Origin of the sequence: Cellulomonas olei, assembly GCF_039548315.1 — a bacterium.
In the GTDB taxonomy this organism is placed as follows: domain Bacteria; phylum Actinomycetota; class Actinomycetes; order Actinomycetales; family Cellulomonadaceae; genus Cellulomonas.
This window is the reverse complement of sequence record NZ_JBCLVN010000007.1, coordinates 37,056-57,680: the sequence shown is the minus strand read 5'-3', so window position 1 is coordinate 57,680 and position 20,625 is coordinate 37,056. Positions and strand designations below refer to the sequence as shown.

The window sequence follows — 20,625 nt, the reverse complement described above, 5'->3', positions numbered from 1 at the left end:
GTTCGGATCCGTTCGCACGGGCGCGCCGGGCGTGTCCGGCGGTTCGGATCCATTCGCCCGGGTGGGGGTGGGGGGCGTGCGCGGCCCGGACTGCGTACGGGTGCGTCAGCCTGTCGGGGCGTCCTGGGTGCCGACGGCGTCCTGGGCGGCCAGCAGGCCGAGGCGGCGGGCCGCGTCGAGGGCCTCCGGGCGGGAGGTGACGCCGAGCTTGCGGTAGAGCGACCGGAGCTGGGACTTCACGGTGTTCGGGCTGACCACCAGCGCCTCGGCGATCTCGGTGGCCGATCCGGTGCGGGTGAGCGCGTGCAGGACGACGGCCTCGCGCGCGGTGAGGGCCGGCGCGGGGCTGGGCGGTGCCACGGTCGTGTCGGCGGCGTCGCGCAGCACGTCGACGAGGCCCTGCTGGTCGTGGCGCTCGGCCAGGTGCCGGAGCGTGCCGCGGTCGTGGGCGGACAGCAGGGCGAACGGCAGCCGGACGTGGTGCACGGCGACGAGGGCGGCGGCGCGTGCCAGGTCGGTGCCGGCCTCGTCCGCCCGCCCCGACGCGGCCAGGGCGAGCGCGGCGAGCAGCGAGGCGTCGAGGTCGACCCGCACGCCGCCCGGGCCGGCGGTCTCCTTCGCCGACAGGGCCTGCAGCGCCTCCTCCGGGCGTCCCGCGTGCAGCCGGGCGCGGGCGAGCGCCACCAGCCGCGCCGGGTCGGACGGGGTGCGCGGCAGGGCCTCCAGCGCGGCGAGCGGCCGCCCCGCCGCGACGAGCAGGGCGGCGCGGGTCGCCTCGAGCCCCGCGGCGCTCGCGCGGTGGGCGGGTTGCCGGCTGCCGTGGGTGCGCACGGCGGCGTCGAAGCGCGCCAGGGCCGTCTCGGGGCCGTCGCGCAGCAGGTCCGCCATGGACTGGACCTGGGCGATGAGCGGCCAGTGCTCGATGGTCGCGAGGTGCGGCGCCAGCACGTCGAGGTGCTGCTGGGCGCGCGCCGCGTCGGACTCCTCCAGGGCGGCGACGGCCTCCGCGACCTGGTAGAGCGCGCCGGAGTAGCCGTCGACCAGCCCCGGGGGCCACGTTCCGGACCGCACGCGCCGGGTCAGCGGCTCGACGCGGTCCATCGCGCCGTCCACCGCCAGCGTGCCGGCCAGCAGCGCCAGGCTGGGCAGCTGGGCCGCGGGGCGCACGGCCGCCGCGAGCCCGCGCTCGAACGCCTCGACGGCGGCCTGCCACCGGCCGTCGTACAGCAGCGTGGTGCCGGCCTGCGAGTAGAGCACGGGCAGCACGTCGGCCAGCTGCTCGCGGTGCTCGGGCACGAGCTCGTCCGCCCGCCGCACCACGTCGGCGGCGGCGCGCGCGGCCGCCGACCCGCGGCCCGTGAGCCGCAGCGCCACCATCTCGATGAGCCGGAGCAGCAGCCGGTCGTGCGGCGCGACGTGGGAGGACCGGACCCGCGAGGCCGTGGCGGCGTACCCGAGCACCGCGACGGCGCGCAGCCGCGTGTCCGGGTCGGCGTTGTACCCCAGGCCGAGCAGGAACAGCAGCACGGGGTGACGGCGCAGCCGGCGCAGCGGGACGCCGTGCAGGGCCGAGCGGATGCTGCCCGTGCGCTCCAGCAGCAGCTCGCGCCACGCCCGCCGCGCGATGCCGGTGGCGAGGTCCAGGTCGTCCGCGTCGACGGCCGCCCGCAGCGCCTCGACCCCGTGGCCGTGCTCGTCGCTCCACGCGGCGACGGTGCGCCGCAGCCGGCGGAACCGCTCGGGCTCGTCGCGGCGCATCCCCGCCCGGACCCCGCTGCGCACGACGGGCGTGTACGCGAACCGGGAGACGTCGGCCCAGGTGCCGAGCCCGAGCGCCTCGACCTCCTCGAGCGCGCGCAGCGCGTCCTCGGCGGTGACGTCCGCGAGCGTGGCCGCCAGGCCGGGGGAGAGCAGGTCGGCGGTCGCGGTCGCGGTGACGAACGCCGCCGTCGCCGGGTCGAGGCCCTGCACCACCCGGTCGGCCACGCCCTCGAGGGCGGGCACGGCGCCGGCCGGGGCGGCCCCGGTCAGCGCCAGCAGCCGCGTCGCGAGCGGGGAGCCGTCGGTGGCGCGCAGGGCGGTCCGGGCGGGCACCGGCTCGACGCCCAGCAGCGCCGCGGTCTCGGCGAGGTCGAGCGCGAGGTCCCGGGGGCCGAGCACCTGGACGTCCACCCGGGCCCGCGCCTGCGGCGACTCCAGCGGGCCGGCGGACCGCACGGTCGCGATCACTCGTGTGGTCGGCACCGCGGCCACCAGGTGCACGAGCGCGGCGGCGCCCCGCTCGTCCAGGGCGTCCGCGCCGTCGACCACCAGCACGAACGGGCCGAGCAGCCGGAACCCGCGGACGAGGTGCCCCGTGAGGTCGCCACCGGGCAGCGTCGCCCTGCCCCCGGCGAACGGGTGGCCGTCGGGCACGCCCGCGTCGGCCACCGCCTGCACGACGGCCGCCCACAGCGCCCGCGAGCCGGACTGCCGGGCGCCGGCGTCCACCCAGACGCCGCGGGCCGAGGCGCCGCGGGTGCGCGCCCACTCGGTGACCAGCGTCGTCTTGCCGCCGCCCCCGGGCGCCCGCAGCACCGTGAGCGGGACGGGCGCGTCGAGCCGCTCCACGAGCCGTGGCCGCGGCACCAGCCAGGACGGGAGCCCGGGCGCGCCGTGCACGCCGGCCGGCTCCGGGGAGCGAGCGGTCACCGGTGGTCCTCCGCCCGGTCGGGGTCGGAGCCGTGTCGCGTCATCGCTCTCCTGGTGGGGGACCGCGCGGTGCCGCACGGACCCTGAGACCGTAACCAGGTCGGGGCCGGACCGGTAGGGGGTGCGGCGCGCGGGCCCGCTCAGGCGGCGGCCACGGCCACCCCGGTCAGCTCCTGCGACACGCGCCACACGCGGGCGGCCTCGTCCTCGCTGCGCAGCCGGGAGTACACCGCCTGCTCGGCCGGCGCCCCGCTGAGGTGCAGGAGGCCGCCCGGCCCGTACAGCCGGCCGCCCCGGGCGTCGGGGGACGTGGCCGCGTACACCGCGGGCAGCGCCGCGGACTCCGGGGTCCCGACCAGGCCGCGCGCGGACAGCCAGCGGATCATGCGGACGTCGCGCGTGTCGCCCGCGCGCCCCAGCTCGGGCCGGGCGGCCAGCAGGCTGGTCGGGGCGACGCCCGGGTGGGAGAGGTTGCTCGTGATCCCCCAGCCCTCCGCCCGGCTGCGGCGGTCGAGCTCCAGCGCGAACAGCCCGAACGCGATCTTCGACTGCGAGTACGCGCGCATGGGGTGGTACCCGCGCTCCCAGTTGAGGTCCTCCCAGTGGATCGCGTTGCGGTCCGCGGCGATGCTGACCTGCGACGTCACGCGCGCGTGCCCGTCCCGCAGCAGGGGCAGGAGGTGGCCGACCAGCGCGACGTGGCCGAGGTGGTTGGTGCCGAGCTGCAGCTCGAACCCGTCGGCGGTGGTGCGGCGCTCCGGCGGGCTCATGACACCGGCGTTGTTGACGAGCAGGTGGACCCCACGGCCCTCCTCCCGCAGGCCGGCGCCGAACGCGGCCACCGACGCGAGCGACGACAGGTCGAGCTCGCGCAGCACGAGCGCGGCGGACGGGACCTGCTCGCGGATCGCGGCGGCGGCACGCTCGCCCTTGGCCGCGTCGCGGACGGGGAGCACGACCTCGGCGCCCGCGGCGGCGAGGCGGGTGGCGATCCGCAGGCCGATGCCGTCGCTGCCGCCGGTGACGACGGCGCGCCGCCCGGTCAGGTCGGGGACGGCGAGCGCGGGGGCGGTGCGGGTGGCGGTGGTGCGGGGCATCGGGACTCCTCGGGGCTGGTGGTCCTCCGAGCCTGCGGGCGGCCGCGCCTGCGGACCAGGGCCCGCCGAGCCGCTGACCGGCAGTCAGTGGATGCGCGGGCGCCGGCGCGGTAGGAACGTCGCATGCCCATCGACCGGCCCGCGCTCGCGGAGCTCCTGCGCCGGCGCCGCGAGGCGCTCCAGCCCGAGGACGTCGGCCTGCCCCGCGGCGAGCGCCGGCGCACGCGCGGCCTGCGCCGGGAGGAGGTCGCGGTGCTGTGCCACATGTCGCCCGACTACTACGCGCGCCTCGAGCGGGGGAACGGCCCGGCCCCCTCGGAGCAGATGCTCGCGTCCATCGCGCAGGGCCTGCACCTCACGGTCGCGGAGCGTGACCACCTGTTCCGCCTGGCCGGGCAGCACCCGCCCGCCGGCGGCGCCTCCGGCGACCACGTGAGCCCCGGCATGCTGCGGATCCTCGACCGGCTGGGCGACACGCCCGCGGAGGTGGTGACCGAGCTCGGGGAGACGCTGCGGCAGACCCCGCTCGCCGTGGCGCTGACGGGGGACGCCACGCGCCGCACGGGCCCGGCGCGCAGCCTCGGCTACCGCTGGTTCACCGACCCGGAGTGCCGGCGGCTGTACGCGCCGGAGGACCACGACTCCATGTCCCGGCTGTACGCGTCGGGCCTCCGGGAGGTGGTGGGTCGCCGCGGGCCCCGGTCGCGGGCGGCCGAGCTCGCCTCGCTGCTGCTCGAGCGGAGCGCCGAGTTCCGGGAGGTGTGGGACCGCCACGAGGTGGGCCTGCGGCCCCAGGAGGTCAAGCACTTCGTCCACCCCCAGGTCGGCGCGCTGGACCTCACGTGCCAGACGCTCGTCGACCCGGCCGGCTCCCACGCGCTGCTGGTGTACACGGCGGCGCCCGGGTCGGAGAGCCACGACAAGCTGCGGCTGCTGGCCGTGCTCGGCGCGCAGGCGGCGTCCCCGGCGGGGTACTAGTACCAACGTCCGATGGTGGTGCCGACCGGCGGCGCGGGACACAGGACGGGTCAGATCCGCACCCCCGTCAGGAGCTCGTCATGAAGCGCACGCTGGTCTTCACCACCGCCGCGGCCGTCGCGATCGCCCCGGCGATCATCGGGCTCGCCGCCAACCCCAGCCTGAGCCGCGAGGTGCCGGTGACGGTGCCGACGCAGGCGCCCGTCCTCGACGACCACGGCGGCCGCACCGACCGCGACGACCGCACGGAGCCGGGAGACGACCGGGACGCCGAGCCGTCCGCCTCGCCCACCGCGCCCTCGGCCTCGCCCTCCGCGGTGCCGGACGACCACGGCGGTCGCGTCGACCGGGACGACCGCACCGAGCCCGGGGACGACCACGGCGGTCGCGTCGACCGGGACGACCGCACCGAGCCCGGGGACGACCACGGCGGTCGCGTCGACCGCGACGACCGCACCGAGCCCGGCGACGACCGCCGGGAGAACGGCGCCGCCCCGGCGGCCCCCGCCGCACCCGCCGCGCCCGCGGCCCCCGCGGCCCCCGCGGCCCCCGCCGTGCCCGACGACTCGGGCCACCACGCCGCGTCGACGGCCGACGACTCCGGCCACCACGGCGGCGGGACCGACGACGCCCGCGTCGACGACTCCGGTCACGGCTCGGACGACCGCGGGGGTGACGACGACGGCGGCCACGGCTCGGACGACCGGGGCGCCGACGACCACGGCTCCGGCGGCCACGGCTCCGACGACTGACCCGGCCGTGCGCTCCCGTGCCGCCGCGGCTTCACCCGCCCCGGCACCCTCCCCGCCGTCCGGGCCCGACCGTAGGGTGGCGCCTGTGCCCACCGCGCCGGGTCCGGACGACGGCCGCGTCGTCCTCAGCAGGGGCCGCACCGCGGCGGCGGCCCAGCGCCCGCTGACCCCGTGGCGCGTGTTCACGCAGGTCGGCGCGGCGGCGGTGCTGGTGCTCGCGCTGGTCGCGGTGCTGGGGCTCGCCGCGAGCCGCCGGATCGCGGAGCAGGAGTCGGTCAACGACGCCGCACGCAGCACGGACCTGCTCGCGGACGCGGTCGTGCAGCCGGCCCTCGAGGACGGGCTCACGGCGGGCGACCCGGAGGCGCTCGCGTCGCTCGACGCGGTGGTCCGGGAGCGCGTGCTCGGCACGGCCGTCGTGCGCGTGAAGCTCTGGGACGCCGACGGCCGCATCGTGTACTCGGACGAGCCCCGGCTGGTCGGGCAGCGGTTCCCGCTGGGCGACGAGGAGCAGGCGGTGCTGCGCGACCCGGCGACCCAGGCGGAGATCAGCGACCTCGACGAGCCGGAGAACCGGTACGAGCGCGACGAGGACCAGCTGCTGGAGGTCTACCGCCCGGTGTGGACGCCCGACGGCACGGTGCTGCTGTTCGAGACGTACAGCCGGTACGACGTGGTGACGGAGCGGGCCGGCGCGGTGTGGCGCGGGTTCGCGGGCATCACGCTGACGAGCCTGCTGCTGCTGGTCGCGCTGCTGCTGCCGGTGCTGTGGGCGCTGCTGGACCGGTTGCGGCGCGGGCAGGGTCAGCGCGAGGAGCTGCTGCGGCAGGCGGTCGACGCCTCGGACGCGGAGCGGCGGCGGATCGCGGCGACCCTGCACGACGGCGTGGTGCAGGAGCTCGCGGCGTCGTCGTTCGCGCTCGCGGGTGCCGCCGACCGGGCGGACGCGGCCGGTGCGCACGTCGTGGCCCAGGACGTGCGGGCGGCGAGCGCGACCGTGCGCACGAGCATCCGCGGCCTGCGGTCGCTGCTGGTGGAGATCTACCCGCCCTCGCTGCGCAGCGCGGGGCTCGGCGCGGCGCTCGCGGACCTGGCCGGCGGCCTCGCGTCGCGCGGCGTGCGCGTGGTGGTGGACGCGCCGGAGGCGGCGGTCGCGGGGCTCGGGGACGGGACGCGCGAGCTGCTGTACCGGGTGGCGCAGGAGACGGTCCGGAACGCGGTCGCGCACTCCGGCTCGGCCGAGGTGCGGGTGCGGGTCGCGCGCGACGGGGACCGCGTCGTGCTGGAGGTCGAGGACGACGGCGCCGGGTTCGACGTCGCGGCGGCGCTCGCGGACCCGGCGCCGGGGCACTTCGGGCTGCGCGTGCTGGGGGACCTGGCCGCGGCGGCGGGCGCCGACCTGGAGGTCACGTCGCGCGCGGGCGCCGGCACGCGGTGGCGCCTGGTGGCGGACGCCGACGCCCCGGCGGGCGCGCCGGCGGTCCCGGGGGCGTCGTCGTGACGGCGCCGGTCCGGGTGGTGCTGGCCGACGACCACCACCTGGTGCGCACCGGCCTGGCGGGCCTGGTCGACGCGGCCCCGGACCTGGAGGTGGTGGGTCAGGCGGCGGACGGCGCGGCGGCGGTGGAGCTCGTGGCGGAGCTGGCCCCCGACGTGGTGCTCATGGACCTGTCGATGCCCGGCACGGACGGCGTGGCCGCGACGCGGGAGGCGCTCGCCCGGCGCCCGGGCACGCGGGTGGTGGTGCTGACCTCGTTCTCCGACCAGGAGCGGGTGGCCGCGGCGCTCGAGGCGGGCGCCGTCGGCTACCTGCTCAAGGACTGCGAGCCGGCCGAGCTGCTGGCCGCGGTGCGCGCCGCCGCCCGGGGGTACGCGCCGCTGGACCCGCGCGTGGCGGGTGCGCTGCTGCCGTCGGCGACCCCGCGGCCGGCGGACCGCCTGAGCGCCCGCGAGCGGGACGTGCTCCGGCTCCTGGCGCGCGGGCTGGCGAACAAGCAGATCGCCCGGGAGCTCGGCATCGCGGAGCGGACGGTCAAGGTGCACGTCGGGCACGTGTTCCGCGCGCTGGAGGTGCAGGACCGCACGAGCGCCGCGCTGTGGGCGCGCGAGCACCTGCCGCCGGACTGACGGCTCAGCCGGTGCGCGTCCCCCACAGGTCGAGCACGTGCCGCCGCGCGGCGGCGGCGGCCTCGGCGACCGCGCCGGTGACCACGACGTCGGCCCCGAGCGGGGAGATCGCGAGCACGGGCGCGGGCAGGTGCCGCCCGGTGGGGAGCGCCGCGCGCGCGGCCTCGACGACCTGCTGCACCCCGCCGGACACGGCCCCCGACACCACGATGCGCTCCGGGTCGAACATGCTGGCCAGCACGTTGACGACCCGCGCGAGCATCCCCCCGACCCGCTGCACCACGCGCAGGGCGTCGGGGTCCCCCGCGGCGGCGAGCTCGAGCACCCGCTGGCCGTCGAGCTCCCCGGGCGCGAGGGCGGCGAGCGCCCCGCGGGGGTCGGCCTCCCCGCGGGCGACCGCCTCCGCCGCCCACTCCGCCGCGCGGGCGCCGAGGCCCGACGCCGCGCCCACGCCCTCGACGAGGTCGAACGCCACCATCTCCCCGACGCCGCCGTGCGCGCCGTGCAGCACCCGGCCGTCGACCACGACGCCGGCGCCGAGCCGGCCGCCCGCGAGCAGCGCGACGTAGTTGCGGCTGCCGGACGCGGCGCCCACGGCGCCCTCCGCCACGGCGGCGAGCGAGGCGTCGTTCTCGATCCGCACGAGCGGCGCCCACGCGGCGAACGCGTCCTGCAGCCCGGGGTTCATGCGGTCCCAGAACCCGTCGGGGTGCCGGGGCGACTCGCCGCGGGTGTTGACGGGCGCGGGGACCCCGGCGCACAGCGCGAGCACGTCGGCGCGCGACCGGCCGGCGGCGTCGAGGGCGTCGTCGACGGTCCCGAGCACCGCGGTCCGGCGGGTCGCCGCGTCGTCCTCGGGGTCCAGCACGGCGCGCGCCGTCCCGAGCGGCCGGGAACGCAGGTCGGTCACGGTGGCCGTCACGTGCACCTGGCCGCTGTCGACGCCGACGAGCACCGCGCCGTCGGCCCGCAGCTCGAAGCGCCGGGCGGGCCGGCCCTTGCGGTAGGTCCCGGCCTGGCGGGCGTTGGGCAGCTCGCGCAGCAGGCCCAGGGCGGTGAGGGCGTCGAGCGCCTCGATGGTGGTGGAGCGGGTCAGCCCGGTCGCGGCGAGCGCGTCGCTCGCGGTGAGCTCGCCAGCGTCCCACGCGTAGCCGAGCACGGCGTCCAGGCTGGCCGGCCGCGCGGCTGCGCGGGGCGGGGCCGGCGGGCCGGCGTGCGTCGTCGTCACGGGTCTTGACCGTCCTTCCTGAGGGGTGCCACACTGCCGGAACCGATTTGATTCGGCAAGTAGATCTACTCGGTGCACGATGACGTGCTCCGACCGGTGTCCGCGACGAGGGGGACGAGGGTGTCCGAGATCTCACGACGAGCACGACGCGCACCGCGACGGCGACGCGTGCTGGCGGCGACGCTGGTGGCCGTGGCCGGCGGGACGCTGGCCCTGGCGGGCTGCGCCGGCGACGGCCGCGAGGAGGTGCGGTTCGCGTTCAGCAAGCGCGAGGCGATCGGCTTCATGACCGAGCTGGTCGACGAGTACAACGCCTCCCAGGACGACGTCCGGATCGAGCTCGACACCTCCGGGGTCGACGTGGTGTCCGCGAGCTTCGTCCGGGGCAACCCGCCCGACATCGCCCTGTCGAACTACAACATGGAGACGTCCCGGTTCGTGCAGCGCGGGGCGCTCAGCGACCTGTCGGACACCGAGGCGGCCGGGCGCATCCGCGAGGACCTGCAGCCGCTCATGGACCAGTACGGCTCCTACCCGGGCCGGGTCAGCGCGCTGCCGTACTCGGTCATGGCGGCGTCGGTCATCTACAACAAGCAGCTCTTCGCGGAGCACGGCGTCGAGGTCCCGCAGACCTGGAGCGAGCTGCTCGAGGCCTGCGCGACGTTCCAGGACGCCGGGGTCACGCCGATCTACGGGACGTTCAAGGACGACTGGACCGTCGCGCAGGGCTGGTTCGACTACGCGGTGGGCGGGCAGCTCGACGTCATCGGGTTCTTCGAGGACCTCGCGGCGCAGGGCACCGACGTCGGCCCCGGCTCGCCGGCGTCGTTCTCGCAGGACTTCGCCCCGCCGCTGGAGCAGGTCGCCGAGCTGCTGCCCTACACCAACCCGGACGCGGCGAGCCGCGCCTACGGCGACGGGAACCTCGCGTTCGCCACCGGCCAGGCGGCGATGTACCTGCAGGGGCCGTGGGCGTTCAGCGAGATCGCGAAGACGGACCCGGACCTCGACCTCGGCACGTTCCCGCTGCCGATGACCGACGACCCGGACGACCTGAAGGTGCGGGTCAACATGGACCTCGCGGCCTGGATCCCCGTCGAGGCGGAGCACCCGGAGGCCGCGCGCGACTTCCTGGAGTACCTGTTCCAGCCGGAGGTCGTCGAGGCGTACAACGCGTCCCAGCTCGGCTTCGCGCCGACCACCGACGCCGCGCCGGTCGAGGACCCGCGGGTCGCCGGCATGGCCGAGTACTACGAGACGGGCCGGGTGTACCAGGGGCCGTCCGTGCTCATCCCCAAGACCATCCCGGTCAACAGCTACGCCCAGGCGATGATCCTCGGCCAGGACACCGCCGCCACGCTGCGCACGCTCGACGCGGACTGGGCGCGCCTCGCGTTCCGCCAGCCCGCGCCGGCCGCCGAGACGAAGGAGTCCTCGCGATGAGCGCCACCGCCACCACCCGGCCGCACCGCCGCCGCGTCGAGCCGATCTACTACCTGTTCCTGCTGCCGACGGTCGTGCTGTTCACGCTCGCGATCACGGTGCCGGGCCTCGTCGGCATCTTCTTCAGCTTCACCGACTCGATCGGCATCGGGGACTGGAGCTTCGTCGGCCTCACCAACTACATCGCCATGTTCAGCGACCCGGCCGTCGTGCAGAGCTACCTGTTCACGTTCGGGTTCTCGGTCGCGACGGTCGTCGTGGTGAACCTGGTGGCGTTCCTGCTGGCGGTGGGCCTCACGTCGCGCATCCGCCTCAGGACCGCGCTGCGGACCGTGTTCGTGGTCCCGATGGTGATCTCCGGGATCATCATCGCCTACGTCTTCAACTTCCTGTTCTCCAACTCCCTGCCCGCGGCCGGCTCGGCGCTCGGCATCCCGTGGCTGGAGACGAGCCTGCTGGCGAACCCCGACCTCGCCTGGGTCGCCATCGTCGCGGTGACGGCCTGGCAGGCGGTCCCGGGCACGATGCTCATCTACATCGCGGGCCTGCTGTCCGTGCCGTCGGACGTCTACGAGGCGGCGGACCTGGACGGCGCGTCCAAGGTCCAGCAGCTGCTGCGCATCACGGTGCCGCTCGTGGCCGGGTACGTGGTCATCAACGTCATCCTCGGCTTCAAGGGCTTCCTCAACGCCTACGACATCATCGTCGGCCTCACCAACGGCGGGCCGGGCACGGCCACCCGCAGCGTCGCGATGACGATCATCGCCGGCTTCAACGGCGGCGACTACGCCTACCAGATGGCCAACGCCACGATCTTCTTCGTCGTCGCGGTGCTCATCTCCCTCCTGCAGCTCTCGCTGATGCGGAACAACCGGAAGGCCTCGTGATGGCGACGCAGACCCTGGCGGCCGGAGGCCGCACGCCCACCGCCGGCACCACCCCCGGCGGGCGGCCCGCCCGCGGCGACCGCGCCGAGCGCGTGAGCTGGTCCGGGACCGTCGTGCTCGTGCTGTGCGCCGTGACCGTGCTGCTGCCGCTGTACGTGACCGTGGCGATGGCGTTCAAGACGCAGGGCCAGGCGGTCGACGGCCAGGCGTTCTCGCTGCCGTCGCCGTTCAGCACCGACGGGTTCGTCCAGGCGTGGGAGCTCACCGACTTCCCGGTCGGCGCCGGCATCTCGCTGTTCGTCACCGCCGGCACCGTCGCCGCGACGATCCTGCTCGCCGCGTTCGCGTCCTACGCCATCGTCCGGAACTGGGACCGCCGGCTCTTCCGGTACTGCTTCTACTACCTGCTCGCCGCGATGTTCATCCCGTTCCCGGTGGTCGCGCTGCCGCAGATCCAGCTCACCGGGCGCGTGGGCCTCGACAACCCGTTCGGCGTCGTGCTGCTGGCCACGATGTTCCAGCTCAGCTTCAGCGTCCTGCTGTTCACGGCGTTCCTGCGCTCGATCCCCGACGAGCTCGAGGAGAGCGCCCGCCTGGACGGCGCGACCACGTGGCAGACGTTCTGGCGGCTGGTCTTCCCGCTGCTGGCGCCGATGAGCGCGACCGTCGGCATCTTCGCGTTCCTGTACGCCTGGAACGACTTCATGATGCCGTCGCTGATCATCGCCGACCCCGACCTGCAGACCCTGCCCGTGCGGCAGAACCTGTTCCAGACGCAGTTCAGCAACAACTACCACGTGGCCTTCGCGTCCTACCTCATGGCCATGGCGCCCGCGATCCTCGCGTACCTGTTCACGCAGCGCTGGGTGATGGCGGGCGTCACGCAGGGCGCCGTCAAGGGCTGACCCCCGACCCCGAGACCCGATCCCACCCCCAGGAGGAGCCGCCAGCATGACCGCACCGCACCCCACCGCCACCGAGCCCGACCTCGTGCCCGACGACCACGCCGTGGTGCCGCCGTGGTGGCGCCAGGCGGTCGTCTACCAGGTCTACCCGCGCAGCTTCGCGGACGCCGACGGGGACGGCCTGGGCGACATCGCCGGCATCGTCTCCCGCGCGGACTACCTCGCGGAGCTCGGCGTCGACGCGGTGTGGCTCAGCCCGTTCTACCCGTCCGCGCTCGCCGACGGCGGCTACGACGTGGCGGACTACCGCGACGTCGACCCGCGGCTCGGCACCCTGGAGGACGTCGACGCGCTCATCACCGCCCTGCACACCCGGGGGATCAAGGTGGTCGTGGACATCGTCCCGAACCACACCTCCGACCAGCACCCGTGGTTCCAGGAGGCGCTCGCGGCCGGGCGCGGGTCGGCGGCGCGGGAGCGGTACATCTTCCGCGAGGGCACCGGGCCGGACGGCTCGCTGCCGCCCACGGACTGGGAGTCGACGTTCGGCGGGCCGGCGTGGACGCGGGTCGCGGACGGCCAGTGGTACCTGCACAACTTCGCCGCCGAGCAGCCCGACCTCAACTGGGACCACCGGGAGGTGCGGGACGACTTCCTCACCACGCTGCGGTTCTGGTCGGACCGCGGGGTCGACGGGTTCCGGATCGACGTCGCGCACATGCTCACCAAGGACCTGAGCGAGCCCCTGCCGTCGGCGGCCGAGCTGAAGGCGCTGCCCCGGGACGGGAACCACCCGCTGCACGACCGGGACGACGTGCACGAGGTCTACGCCGAGTGGCGCACCGTGCTCAACTCCTACGACCCGCCGCGCGCGGCCGTCGCCGAGGCGTGGGTCGACTCCGCCCGCGTGCCGCTCTACGCGCGCCCCGAGAGCCTGGGGCAGTCGTTCAACTTCGACCTGCTGCTCGCCGAGCCGGACGCCGCGGAGTTCCGCCGGGTCGTCACCGAGAACCTGGAGCTCGCGTCCCGCTCCGGCTCGTCCAGCACCTGGGTGCTGTCGAACCACGACGTCGTGCGGCACGCCACCCGGTACGGCCTGCCGCGCGGGGACGGCAGCCGCGACCCGCGCGAGCGCGGTGCGGACTGGCTGCTGCGCGGCGGGCCGGAGGAGGAGCTCGACCGGGAGCTCGGGCTGCGGCTCGCCCGCGCCGCGACGCTGTTCCTGCTCGGCCTGCCCGGGTCGACGTACCTGTACCAGGGGGAGGAGCTCGGCCTGCACGAGGTCGCGGACATCCCCGCGGACCAGCGGCAGGACCCGACGTTCTTCCGGACCGCCGGCGAGCAGGTGGGCCGGGACGGCTGCCGCGTGCCCCTGCCGTGGACGGCGGAGGGCGGGTCGTTCGGCTTCGGCGCGGCCGGCGCGCACCTGCCGCAGCCGGCCTGGTTCGCCCGGCACGCCGCGGACGCGCAGGACGGCGACCCGGCGTCCACGCTCACGCTGTACCGGCGGGCGCTCGCGCTGCGCCGCACGCTGCAGACCGCCGAGCGCCTGGAGTGGGTCGCGACGGGCCGCGAGGACGTCGTGCACTACGTGCGGCCGAACGGCTGGCACGTCGTGACGAACACCGGCACCGAGCCCTACCGGCCGGCCGGCGACCTCGAGCGGCTGCTCGGGAGCGCGCCCGGCGACGGCCCGGACGTGCCGGGGCGGTCGACGGTGTGGTTCCGGGGGGCGGGGGGCTGACCGCGGTGGCCTGACCGCGGTGGCCTGACCGCGGTGGGCTGATCCCGCGGGGCGACCCGCGTCGGCGCAGGACGGCCGGCGCGGGTCGTCGCACGTCCGCTGTCGAACCGATTCGCGTCATCGAGACCAGTTCGTGACCGTGTGCGCCTTGTCATCACGCGGTGTGTCGACGCTATGATCGAACCGGTTCGCTGCCGAGTACGCTCAGCACGGACCACGACGACGCAGGATCCAGGAGGCGATGTGGCCACAATCGGTGACGTGGCGCGGCTCGCGGGCGTGTCCCGCAGCACCGCGTCGTACGCGCTGTCGGGCAAGCGCTCCATCTCGCCCGAGGTCCGTGACCGTGTCGCCGCCGCCGTGCGGGAGCTCGACTACACCCCGAACGCGGGCGCCCGCGCGCTGGCGACCTCCCAGACCATGGTCATCGCGCTGCTCGCGCAGTTCCTCCAGGACGAGTTCGCCCCGGCGATGCTGCAGTACATCCTGGGCGTCTCCGACACCGCCCGGGAGCACGGCTACGACATCCTCCTGGTCAGCGACGAGGACGGCACCGGGGCCCTGCGCCGCATCACGGACTCGCGCATGGTCGACGGCGTGGTCCTGCTCAACGTCGCCGAGCACGACGACCGGCTGCCGATCCTGCGCAGCGCGCCGCAACCCGGTGCGCTCGTCGGGCTCCCGGCCGACTGCACCGGCGTGGACGTCTTCGACCTCGACTTCGAGGAGACCGGGCGCGTCATGGTGGACCACCTCCACCGGCTCGGTCACCGGGAGATCGCCCTCGTGTCGCAGCCCGAGCACGTCGTGCAGCGCGGCGGCGCGTACGTGTGGCGGCTGCAGAACGCCGCCGCCGAGCGGGCCCGCCGGCTCGGCATCACGCTGCACACCTGCTTCGGCGCCTCCCGGCAGCCGGAGATCGGGGAGCAGCTGCACGCCCTGCTCGACGCGCACCCCGGCGTCACCGGGCTCGTGCTGAACAACGAGGCCGCCGCCGCGGCGCTGCCCACGGTGGTCTCCGCCCGGCGGCTCGAGGTCCCGCGCGACCTGTCCGTGGTCGGCCGGTACTCCGACGAGTTCGCCCGGACGTTCTCCCTGCCGTACTCGGCGGTCGACAGCGCCCCCGACCGGCTCGGCCGGATGGCCGTCCGCTCGCTCGTCGAGCGCATCGAGCGACCCGAGCACGCAGGGCCGCACGTCGTGCGGTTCATCTCCCCGGAGATCGTCTCCCGCGGCAGCACCGCACCACCCCGCACCCCCGGCTGACCCCGCCCCGCACCCGACCTCCCGCACCCCACCCCCGCACACCCCACCCGACCGAGCCGGCCCCGCCGGTGCTCGGGCGATCCCGCACGCCCTCACGGACCACCCCCGGCGGTCCTGCCGCGCCCTGCGCGCACCGTTCACCGATTCAAGGAGGAATGCAGTGAAGCGAATCCCCGTGCCCGTCCGCGTCCTCGGACTCGTCGGCGCCGCGTCGCTGGCCCTGACGGCCTGCTCGTCCGGCTCCGGCGGCGGCTCCGACGACGCGAGCGCCGGCGGCGACCAGACCTACACCTGGTGGGACCCGTACCCCCAGCACCAGGCCGGCTCCGACTGGGACCAGCGCGTCCAGGCCTGCGGCGAGGACGCCGGCGTCACCATCGCCCGCACCCCGTACGACACCACGGCGCTGACCAACCAGGCCCTGCTGTCCGCCCAGGAGGGGACGTCCCCGGACATCATCCTCATCGACAACCCCGCCGTCTCGACCCTCGCGGACACCGGCATGCTCACGACGATGGACGAGCTCGGGTTCGACACCTCGGACTTCGACGAGAACCTGCTGGCCGCGGGCGTGCTGGACGGCGAGACCTACGGCATCCCGATCGGCGCCAACACCCTGGCGCTCTACTACAACAAGGAGATCCTCGACGCGGCGGGCGTCGACCCGGCGTCCGTCACCGACTGGGCGACGCTCGACGACGCGCTCGCGAAGGTCGCGGCGGCCGGCTACACCGGCATCACGTTCGCCGGGATCAACACCGAGGAGGGCTCGTTCCAGTTCCTGCCGTGGTTCTGGGGCGCCGGCGCCGACCTGCGCGAGCTCGACTCGCCGCAGGCCGTCGAGGCGTTGCAGCTGTGGACGGACTGGCTGGACAAGGGCTACGCCCAGCAGTCGGTCATCACGAACTCGCAGAACACCACCTGGGAGCAGTTCCTCACCGGCACGTTCGCGTTCGGGGAGAACGGCACCTGGCAGGTGAACAGCGCCGCGGAGGCCGACTTCGAGACCGGCTACATCCAGCTCCCGGCCCGTGACGGCGGCGGTGCCCCCGCCCCGACGGGTGGCGAGTTCATCGTCGCCCCGGTGCAGGAGGACACCTCCCGGTACGACGTGACCAGCCAGATCATCGCCTGCATGACCACCACGGACGGCCTGGTGGAGACGGCGAACACCTTCGCGTACTACATCCCGTCCACGGAGGCCGGGCAGGAGGCGCTGCTCGGCGAGCACCCCGAGCTCGAGACCTGGGTCGACGCGGTGCGGGACGCCAAGGGCCGGACCAGCGACGACCTCGGCACGGACTACCCGCTGATCTCCGAGCAGCTGTGGACCGCCGTGCAGGAGGCGCTGTCCGGGTCCGCGACGCCGGAGCAGGCCCTGTCCGACGCGCAGGCCGCGGCCGAGTCCGCGACCTCCTGACCACGGGCCGGGGCCCCGACCGGGGCCCCGGCTCCCCAGCCGACGAAGACGAGGGATGACGATGACCACGATCTCGACCCCGGTCGGGAACGCGGGCGCCGCGCGCAGGGCCCCCGGGACCCCGGGCGGCGACGACCCGCGGCGCACGGGCCGGCGCCGGCTGCGCTCGACGCAGTGGGCCGCGCTGGCGTTCGCGGCGCCGCTGCTGGCCTACCTGGTGGTGTTCTACGCGTTCCCGCTGTACCGCAACATCGAGCTGAGCCTGCACGACTACAACGTGCGCGCGTTCGTGCAGGGCGACGCGGAGTTCGTGGGCCTCGACATCTTCCGGGACGTCGTCGGCTCCTCGACCTTCCCGGTCGCGCTGCGCAACACCGCGATCTTCGTGGTCGTCTCCCTGCTGTTCCAGTACGCCATCGGCCTGGCGCTCGCGGTGTTCTTCCGGACGTCGTTCCGGCTGTCGGCGGTGCTGCGCGGGCTGTTCCTCGTGCCGTGGCTGCTGCCGCTCATCGTGTCGGCCTCCACCTGGTCGTGGATGCTCAACGGCGACAACGGCATCGTGAACTCCGTCCTCGGGGCGTTCGGCATCGGCCAGATCAACTGGCTCACGGACCCGTCCCTGGCCATCTGGTCGGTGACGATCGCGAACATCTGGCTCGGCATCCCGTTCAACCTCGTCATCCTGTACTCCGGGCTGCAGAACATCCCGGGCGACGTCTACGAGGCCGCCTCGCTGGACGGCGCGAACGCCTGGCAGCAGTTCTGGCGCGTGACGTTCCCGCTGCTGCGGCCGGTGTCCGCGATCACGCTGCTGCTCGGCTTCATCTACACGCTCAAGGTCGTCGACGTGATCTGGGTGATGACGTCCGGCGGCCCCGCGAACGCGTCCACGACCCTCGCGGTCTGGTCCTACCGGGAGGCGTTCGGCACCGGCCAGCCCGCGTTCTCCCCGGCCGCGGCCGTCGGCAACGTCCTCATCCTCGTCGCCCTCGCCATCGGCCTGGTGTACGTGCAGCTGCAGCGCCGGCAGGAGAACTCGTGATGACCCGCACCTCCCGCACCTGGTGGAAGACCGCCCTCGGGGTCGTCTTCACCGCCCTCATGCTGTTCCCGGTCTACTGGATGCTCAACGTGTCCCTGACCCGGACGCAGGACCTGCGGCTCGACCCGCCGCACGTCTTCCCCGTGAACCCCACGCTCGAGGGGTTCGAGGCGGTGCTGCGCCAGCAGCTCCCGAACCTCGGGACCAGCCTGCTGCTGGGTCTGGGCTGCGTCGCCCTCACCCTGGTGATCGCCGCTCCCGCCGGGTACGCGATGGCGCTGCTGCGGCTGCGCGGGCAGCGGGGCCTGAACTTCGTGCTGCTGGTCGCCCAGATGATCCCGGCGGTCGTGATGGCGATGGGGTTCTACGCGATCTACGTGCGCCTCGGCGTGCTCAACACGCTGCCCGGCCTGATCGTCGCCGACTCGACCGTCGCCGTGCCGTTCGCGGTGCTGCTGTTCACGGCCTTCATGTCGGGCATCCCGCGCGAGCTCGTCCAGGCGGCGCGCATCGACGGCGCGGGCGTGTGGCGGGTGTTCCGGTCGATCGTGCTGCCGATGAGCCGGAACTCGGTGCTGACGGTGTCGCTGTTCGCGTTCCTGTGGGCGTGGTCGGACTTCATCTTCGCGTCCACGCTGAACCGCAACGGCGACCTCATCCCCATCACGCTCGGCATCTACCACTACATCGGCAACAACACGACGCAGTGGAACGCGATCATGGCGACCGCCGTCGTCGCGTCGATCCCCGCGTCGGTGCTGCTGGTGGTGGCGCAGCGCTACGTGGCCGCCGGCGTCACCGCCGGGGCGGTGAAGGACTGACATGACGGACCACCTGCTCACGCACGCCGGTCCCGGCGCCGCCCCCGTGCGCCCCCGGCGTGCCGGCGCCCACCGCTCCCGGGGCGCCGGACTGGCGGACGTCACCCTGGACGGCGGGTTCTGGGGCCGTCTCCAGCAGGTCAACGGCTCGGCGACGCTCGCGCACTGCGAGGGCTGGATGGAGCGCCTCGGCTGGCTCGCGAACTTCGACCACGTCGCGCAGGGCCGCACCGCCGGGCCCGACGGCCGGCACGCCGGCTGGCCGTTCGCCGACTCCGAGGTCTACAAGCTGCTGGAGGCGCTCGCCTGGGAGCACGGCCGCACCGGCGACCCGGCGCACGAGCGGGCGCTCGTGGCGCTCACCGAGCGGGTGGCCCGCGCGCAGGACGACGACGGCTACCTCAACACCGCCTTCGGGCACGCCGGCCAGGCGCCCCGGTACAGCGACCTGGAGGAGGGCCACGAGCTGTACTGCACGGGCCACCTGCTCCAGGCGGCCGTCGCCCGGCTGCGCACGTCCGGCCCGGACCTGCTGGTGGACGTCGCCCGGCGGGCCGCCGACGAGGTGTGCCGCACGTTCGGTCCCGGCGGGCGGGAGGCCGTCTGCGGCCACCCCGAGGTCGAGCTCGGCCTGGTGGAGCTGGGCCGCGCGCTCGACGAGCCCCGGTACCTGGAGCAGGCGGCGCTGTTCGTGGAGCGCCGTGGTCGCGGGCTGCTCGGCCCGGTCCGGCTGCTCGGGCCCGCGTACTTCCAGGACGACGTGCCGGTGCGCGAGTCCGACGTCTGGCGCGGGCACGCCGTGCGGCAGCTCTACCTGGCGGCGGCGGCGGTCGACGTCGCGGCGGAGACGGCGGACGACGACCTGCTGGCCGCCGTGAGCCGCCAGTGGGAGCGGTCGGTCGCCCGGCGCACCTACCTCACGGGCGGCATGGGGTCGCGGCACCAGGACGAGGGCTTCGGGGACGACTGGGAGCTGCCGCCGGACCGCGCGTACTGCGAGACCTGCGCGGGCGTCGCGTCGTCGATGGTGGCGTGGCGGCTGTACCTCGCCACCGGCGAGGTGCGGTACGTCGACCTGATGGAGCGCACGTTCTACAACGTCGTCGCGACGTCGCCGCGCGCCGACGGGCGGGCGTTCTTCTACGCGAACCCGCTGCACCAGCGCGTGGCCGGCACCGACGTGCGCGAGGACGCCGAGAACCCGCGGGCCGAGGGCGGCGTGCGCGCGCCCTGGTTCGACGTGTCGTGCTGCCCCACCAACGTCGCCCGCACGCTCGCGTCGTGGCACACCTACGCCGCGTCCGTGGACGCGGAGGGGCGCGGGGTCGCGCTGCTGCAGTACGCCCCGGGCCGCTACGACCTGCGCCTGCCCGACGGGGACACCGTCCGCCTGGAGGTCCGCACCGGCTACCCCGTCGACGGCACCGTGCGGGTCCGGGCGGTGGACGCGCCCGCCGGGCCCGTCACGCTGCGGCTGCGCGTGCCCGCCTGGGCGACCGGGGCGGAGCTCCGGGTCGCCGGGCGGTCCCGGCCGGTGGAGCCGGGCTGGGCGGAGGTGCCGCTCGGCACCGCGGAGATCGAGCTGCGGCTGCCCGTCGCGCCGCGCTGGACCTGGCCCGACCCGCGCATCGACGCCGTCCGCGGCTGCGTGGCGGTGGAGCGCGGCCCGGTGGTGCTGTGCCTGGAGGACACGGACCTGCCCGCCGGCGTCGCGCTCGCCGACGTGCGCGTGGACGCGACCGCCCCGCCGGTCGACGAGGAGGACGGTGCGCGCGTGCGGGTGCTGCCAGCGCCGGCCGACCCCGCCCCGTTCCCGTACGGCGCGACGGCCCCGGCGCCCGGCGCCGCGGGCGGACCCGTCGAGGTGCGCCTCGCGCCGTACCACCGGTGGGCGGAGCGCGGTCCCGCGACGATGCGCGTCTTCCTGCCCGCCGCCACCCCCTGACGTCCGCCGTCCCGCCACCCGAGAGAGGAGGCCACCACCACCGCCGGACCGGCTCGCCGGTGCGGTGGACCCCGTCGGCCCCGGCCCCGCGAGGGCGCCCGGGCCGAGCCGAGCACGAGATCGAACCGGTTCATCCCGGCCCCGCTCACGGACGAGCGCGCGGCCGGGAGCTACGACGCACCACCACCCGACCGGGCACCGTCGCCCGGCACGGACGTCGTCGCACCGACGCTCCCCGGGTTCCGCCCGGCCCCGCACCGCTGCTCCGGCGCGGGCGCC

The 20,625-nt window shown here is 75.4% G+C and carries 16 protein-coding genes; 13 read left to right on the top strand and 3 right to left on the bottom strand.

Translation table 11 applies throughout. The features are described 5' to 3' along the window. Nucleotides 1-105: 105 nt before the first annotated feature. On the bottom strand, nucleotides 106-2,691 hold the full coding sequence (locus AAHH18_RS03915) for a LuxR C-terminal-related transcriptional regulator (RefSeq protein WP_343300651.1): 2,586 nt from the start codon (nucleotides 2,689-2,691) through the stop codon (nucleotides 106-108). 140 nt (nucleotides 2,692-2,831) lie between these two features. Beyond that, on the bottom strand, nucleotides 2,832-3,788 hold the full coding sequence (locus AAHH18_RS03910; protein ID WP_343300650.1) for an SDR family oxidoreductase: 957 nt from the start codon (nucleotides 3,786-3,788) through the stop codon (nucleotides 2,832-2,834). A gap of 123 nt (nucleotides 3,789-3,911) precedes the next feature. Here AAHH18_RS03910 and AAHH18_RS03905 point away from each other — a divergent pair, with 123 nt between their 5' ends. The 4 genes from AAHH18_RS03905 to AAHH18_RS03890 all read left to right on the top strand — a co-directional run bounded on the left by AAHH18_RS03905 (nucleotide 3,912) and on the right by AAHH18_RS03890 (nucleotide 7,645). Further along, complete coding sequence (locus AAHH18_RS03905; protein WP_283318706.1) at nucleotides 3,912-4,766, top strand: helix-turn-helix transcriptional regulator; 855 nt, start codon at nucleotides 3,912-3,914, stop codon at nucleotides 4,764-4,766. An 80-nt stretch (nucleotides 4,767-4,846) separates the two neighbouring features. Next, nucleotides 4,847-5,518, top strand: a complete 672-nt coding sequence (locus AAHH18_RS03900) for a hypothetical protein (RefSeq protein WP_343300649.1) — start codon at nucleotides 4,847-4,849, stop codon at nucleotides 5,516-5,518. An 85-nt stretch (nucleotides 5,519-5,603) separates the two neighbouring features. Beyond that, nucleotides 5,604-7,019 (top strand): sensor histidine kinase, encoded by a 1,416-nt coding sequence (locus AAHH18_RS03895; RefSeq protein ID WP_283318704.1) that lies wholly within the window; start codon nucleotides 5,604-5,606, stop codon nucleotides 7,017-7,019. Beyond that, nucleotides 7,016-7,645, top strand: a complete 630-nt coding sequence (locus tag AAHH18_RS03890; RefSeq protein ID WP_343300648.1) for a response regulator transcription factor — start codon at nucleotides 7,016-7,018, stop codon at nucleotides 7,643-7,645. The genes AAHH18_RS03895 and AAHH18_RS03890 overlap by 4 nt, the downstream gene beginning before the upstream one ends. A gap of 4 nt (nucleotides 7,646-7,649) precedes the next feature. Here the strand turns inward: AAHH18_RS03890 and AAHH18_RS03885 are convergent, their stop codons facing one another. Continuing rightward, nucleotides 7,650-8,873, bottom strand: coding sequence for an ROK family protein (locus AAHH18_RS03885; protein ID WP_343300647.1), 1,224 nt, complete (start codon nucleotides 8,871-8,873; stop codon nucleotides 7,650-7,652). Nucleotides 8,874-9,041: 168 nt separating this feature from the next. Between AAHH18_RS03885 and AAHH18_RS03880 the strand changes: the two genes are divergently transcribed. The 9 genes from AAHH18_RS03880 (at nucleotide 9,042) to AAHH18_RS03840 (ending at nucleotide 20,346) form a co-directional block, all read left to right on the top strand. Then, nucleotides 9,042-10,316, top strand: a complete 1,275-nt coding sequence (locus AAHH18_RS03880) for an ABC transporter substrate-binding protein (protein ID WP_343300646.1) — start codon at nucleotides 9,042-9,044, stop codon at nucleotides 10,314-10,316. Further along, nucleotides 10,313-11,203: a carbohydrate ABC transporter permease gene (locus AAHH18_RS03875; RefSeq protein ID WP_343300645.1), complete on the top strand. Its 891-nt coding sequence runs from the start codon at nucleotides 10,313-10,315 to the stop codon at nucleotides 11,201-11,203. The genes AAHH18_RS03880 and AAHH18_RS03875 overlap by 4 nt, the downstream gene beginning before the upstream one ends. Next, the gene (locus AAHH18_RS03870; protein ID WP_283318699.1) at nucleotides 11,203-12,108 is read left to right on the top strand and encodes a carbohydrate ABC transporter permease; all 906 of its coding nucleotides are present in this window, start codon (nucleotides 11,203-11,205) and stop codon (nucleotides 12,106-12,108) included. The genes AAHH18_RS03875 and AAHH18_RS03870 overlap by 1 nt, the downstream gene beginning before the upstream one ends. Nucleotides 12,109-12,154: 46 nt before the next feature. Further along, nucleotides 12,155-13,852 (top strand): glycoside hydrolase family 13 protein, encoded by a 1,698-nt coding sequence (locus AAHH18_RS03865; RefSeq protein ID WP_343300644.1) that lies wholly within the window; start codon nucleotides 12,155-12,157, stop codon nucleotides 13,850-13,852. A gap of 243 nt (nucleotides 13,853-14,095) precedes the next feature. Next, nucleotides 14,096-15,118: a LacI family DNA-binding transcriptional regulator gene (locus AAHH18_RS03860; protein ID WP_343300643.1), complete on the top strand. Its 1,023-nt coding sequence runs from the start codon at nucleotides 14,096-14,098 to the stop codon at nucleotides 15,116-15,118. A 160-nt stretch (nucleotides 15,119-15,278) separates the two neighbouring features. Continuing rightward, the gene (locus AAHH18_RS03855; RefSeq protein ID WP_343300642.1) at nucleotides 15,279-16,538 is read left to right on the top strand and encodes a sugar ABC transporter substrate-binding protein; all 1,260 of its coding nucleotides are present in this window, start codon (nucleotides 15,279-15,281) and stop codon (nucleotides 16,536-16,538) included. Between the two features lie 55 nt (nucleotides 16,539-16,593). Beyond that, complete coding sequence (locus tag AAHH18_RS03850; RefSeq protein WP_343300641.1) at nucleotides 16,594-17,580, top strand: carbohydrate ABC transporter permease; 987 nt, start codon at nucleotides 16,594-16,596, stop codon at nucleotides 17,578-17,580. Beyond that, complete coding sequence (locus AAHH18_RS03845; RefSeq protein ID WP_343300640.1) at nucleotides 17,580-18,401, top strand: carbohydrate ABC transporter permease; 822 nt, start codon at nucleotides 17,580-17,582, stop codon at nucleotides 18,399-18,401. The genes AAHH18_RS03850 and AAHH18_RS03845 overlap by 1 nt, the downstream gene beginning before the upstream one ends. 1 nt (nucleotide 18,402) lies before the next feature. Further along, the gene (locus tag AAHH18_RS03840) at nucleotides 18,403-20,346 is read left to right on the top strand and encodes a glycoside hydrolase family 127 protein (RefSeq protein WP_343300639.1); all 1,944 of its coding nucleotides are present in this window, start codon (nucleotides 18,403-18,405) and stop codon (nucleotides 20,344-20,346) included. Nucleotides 20,347-20,625: the final 279 nt, after the last annotated feature.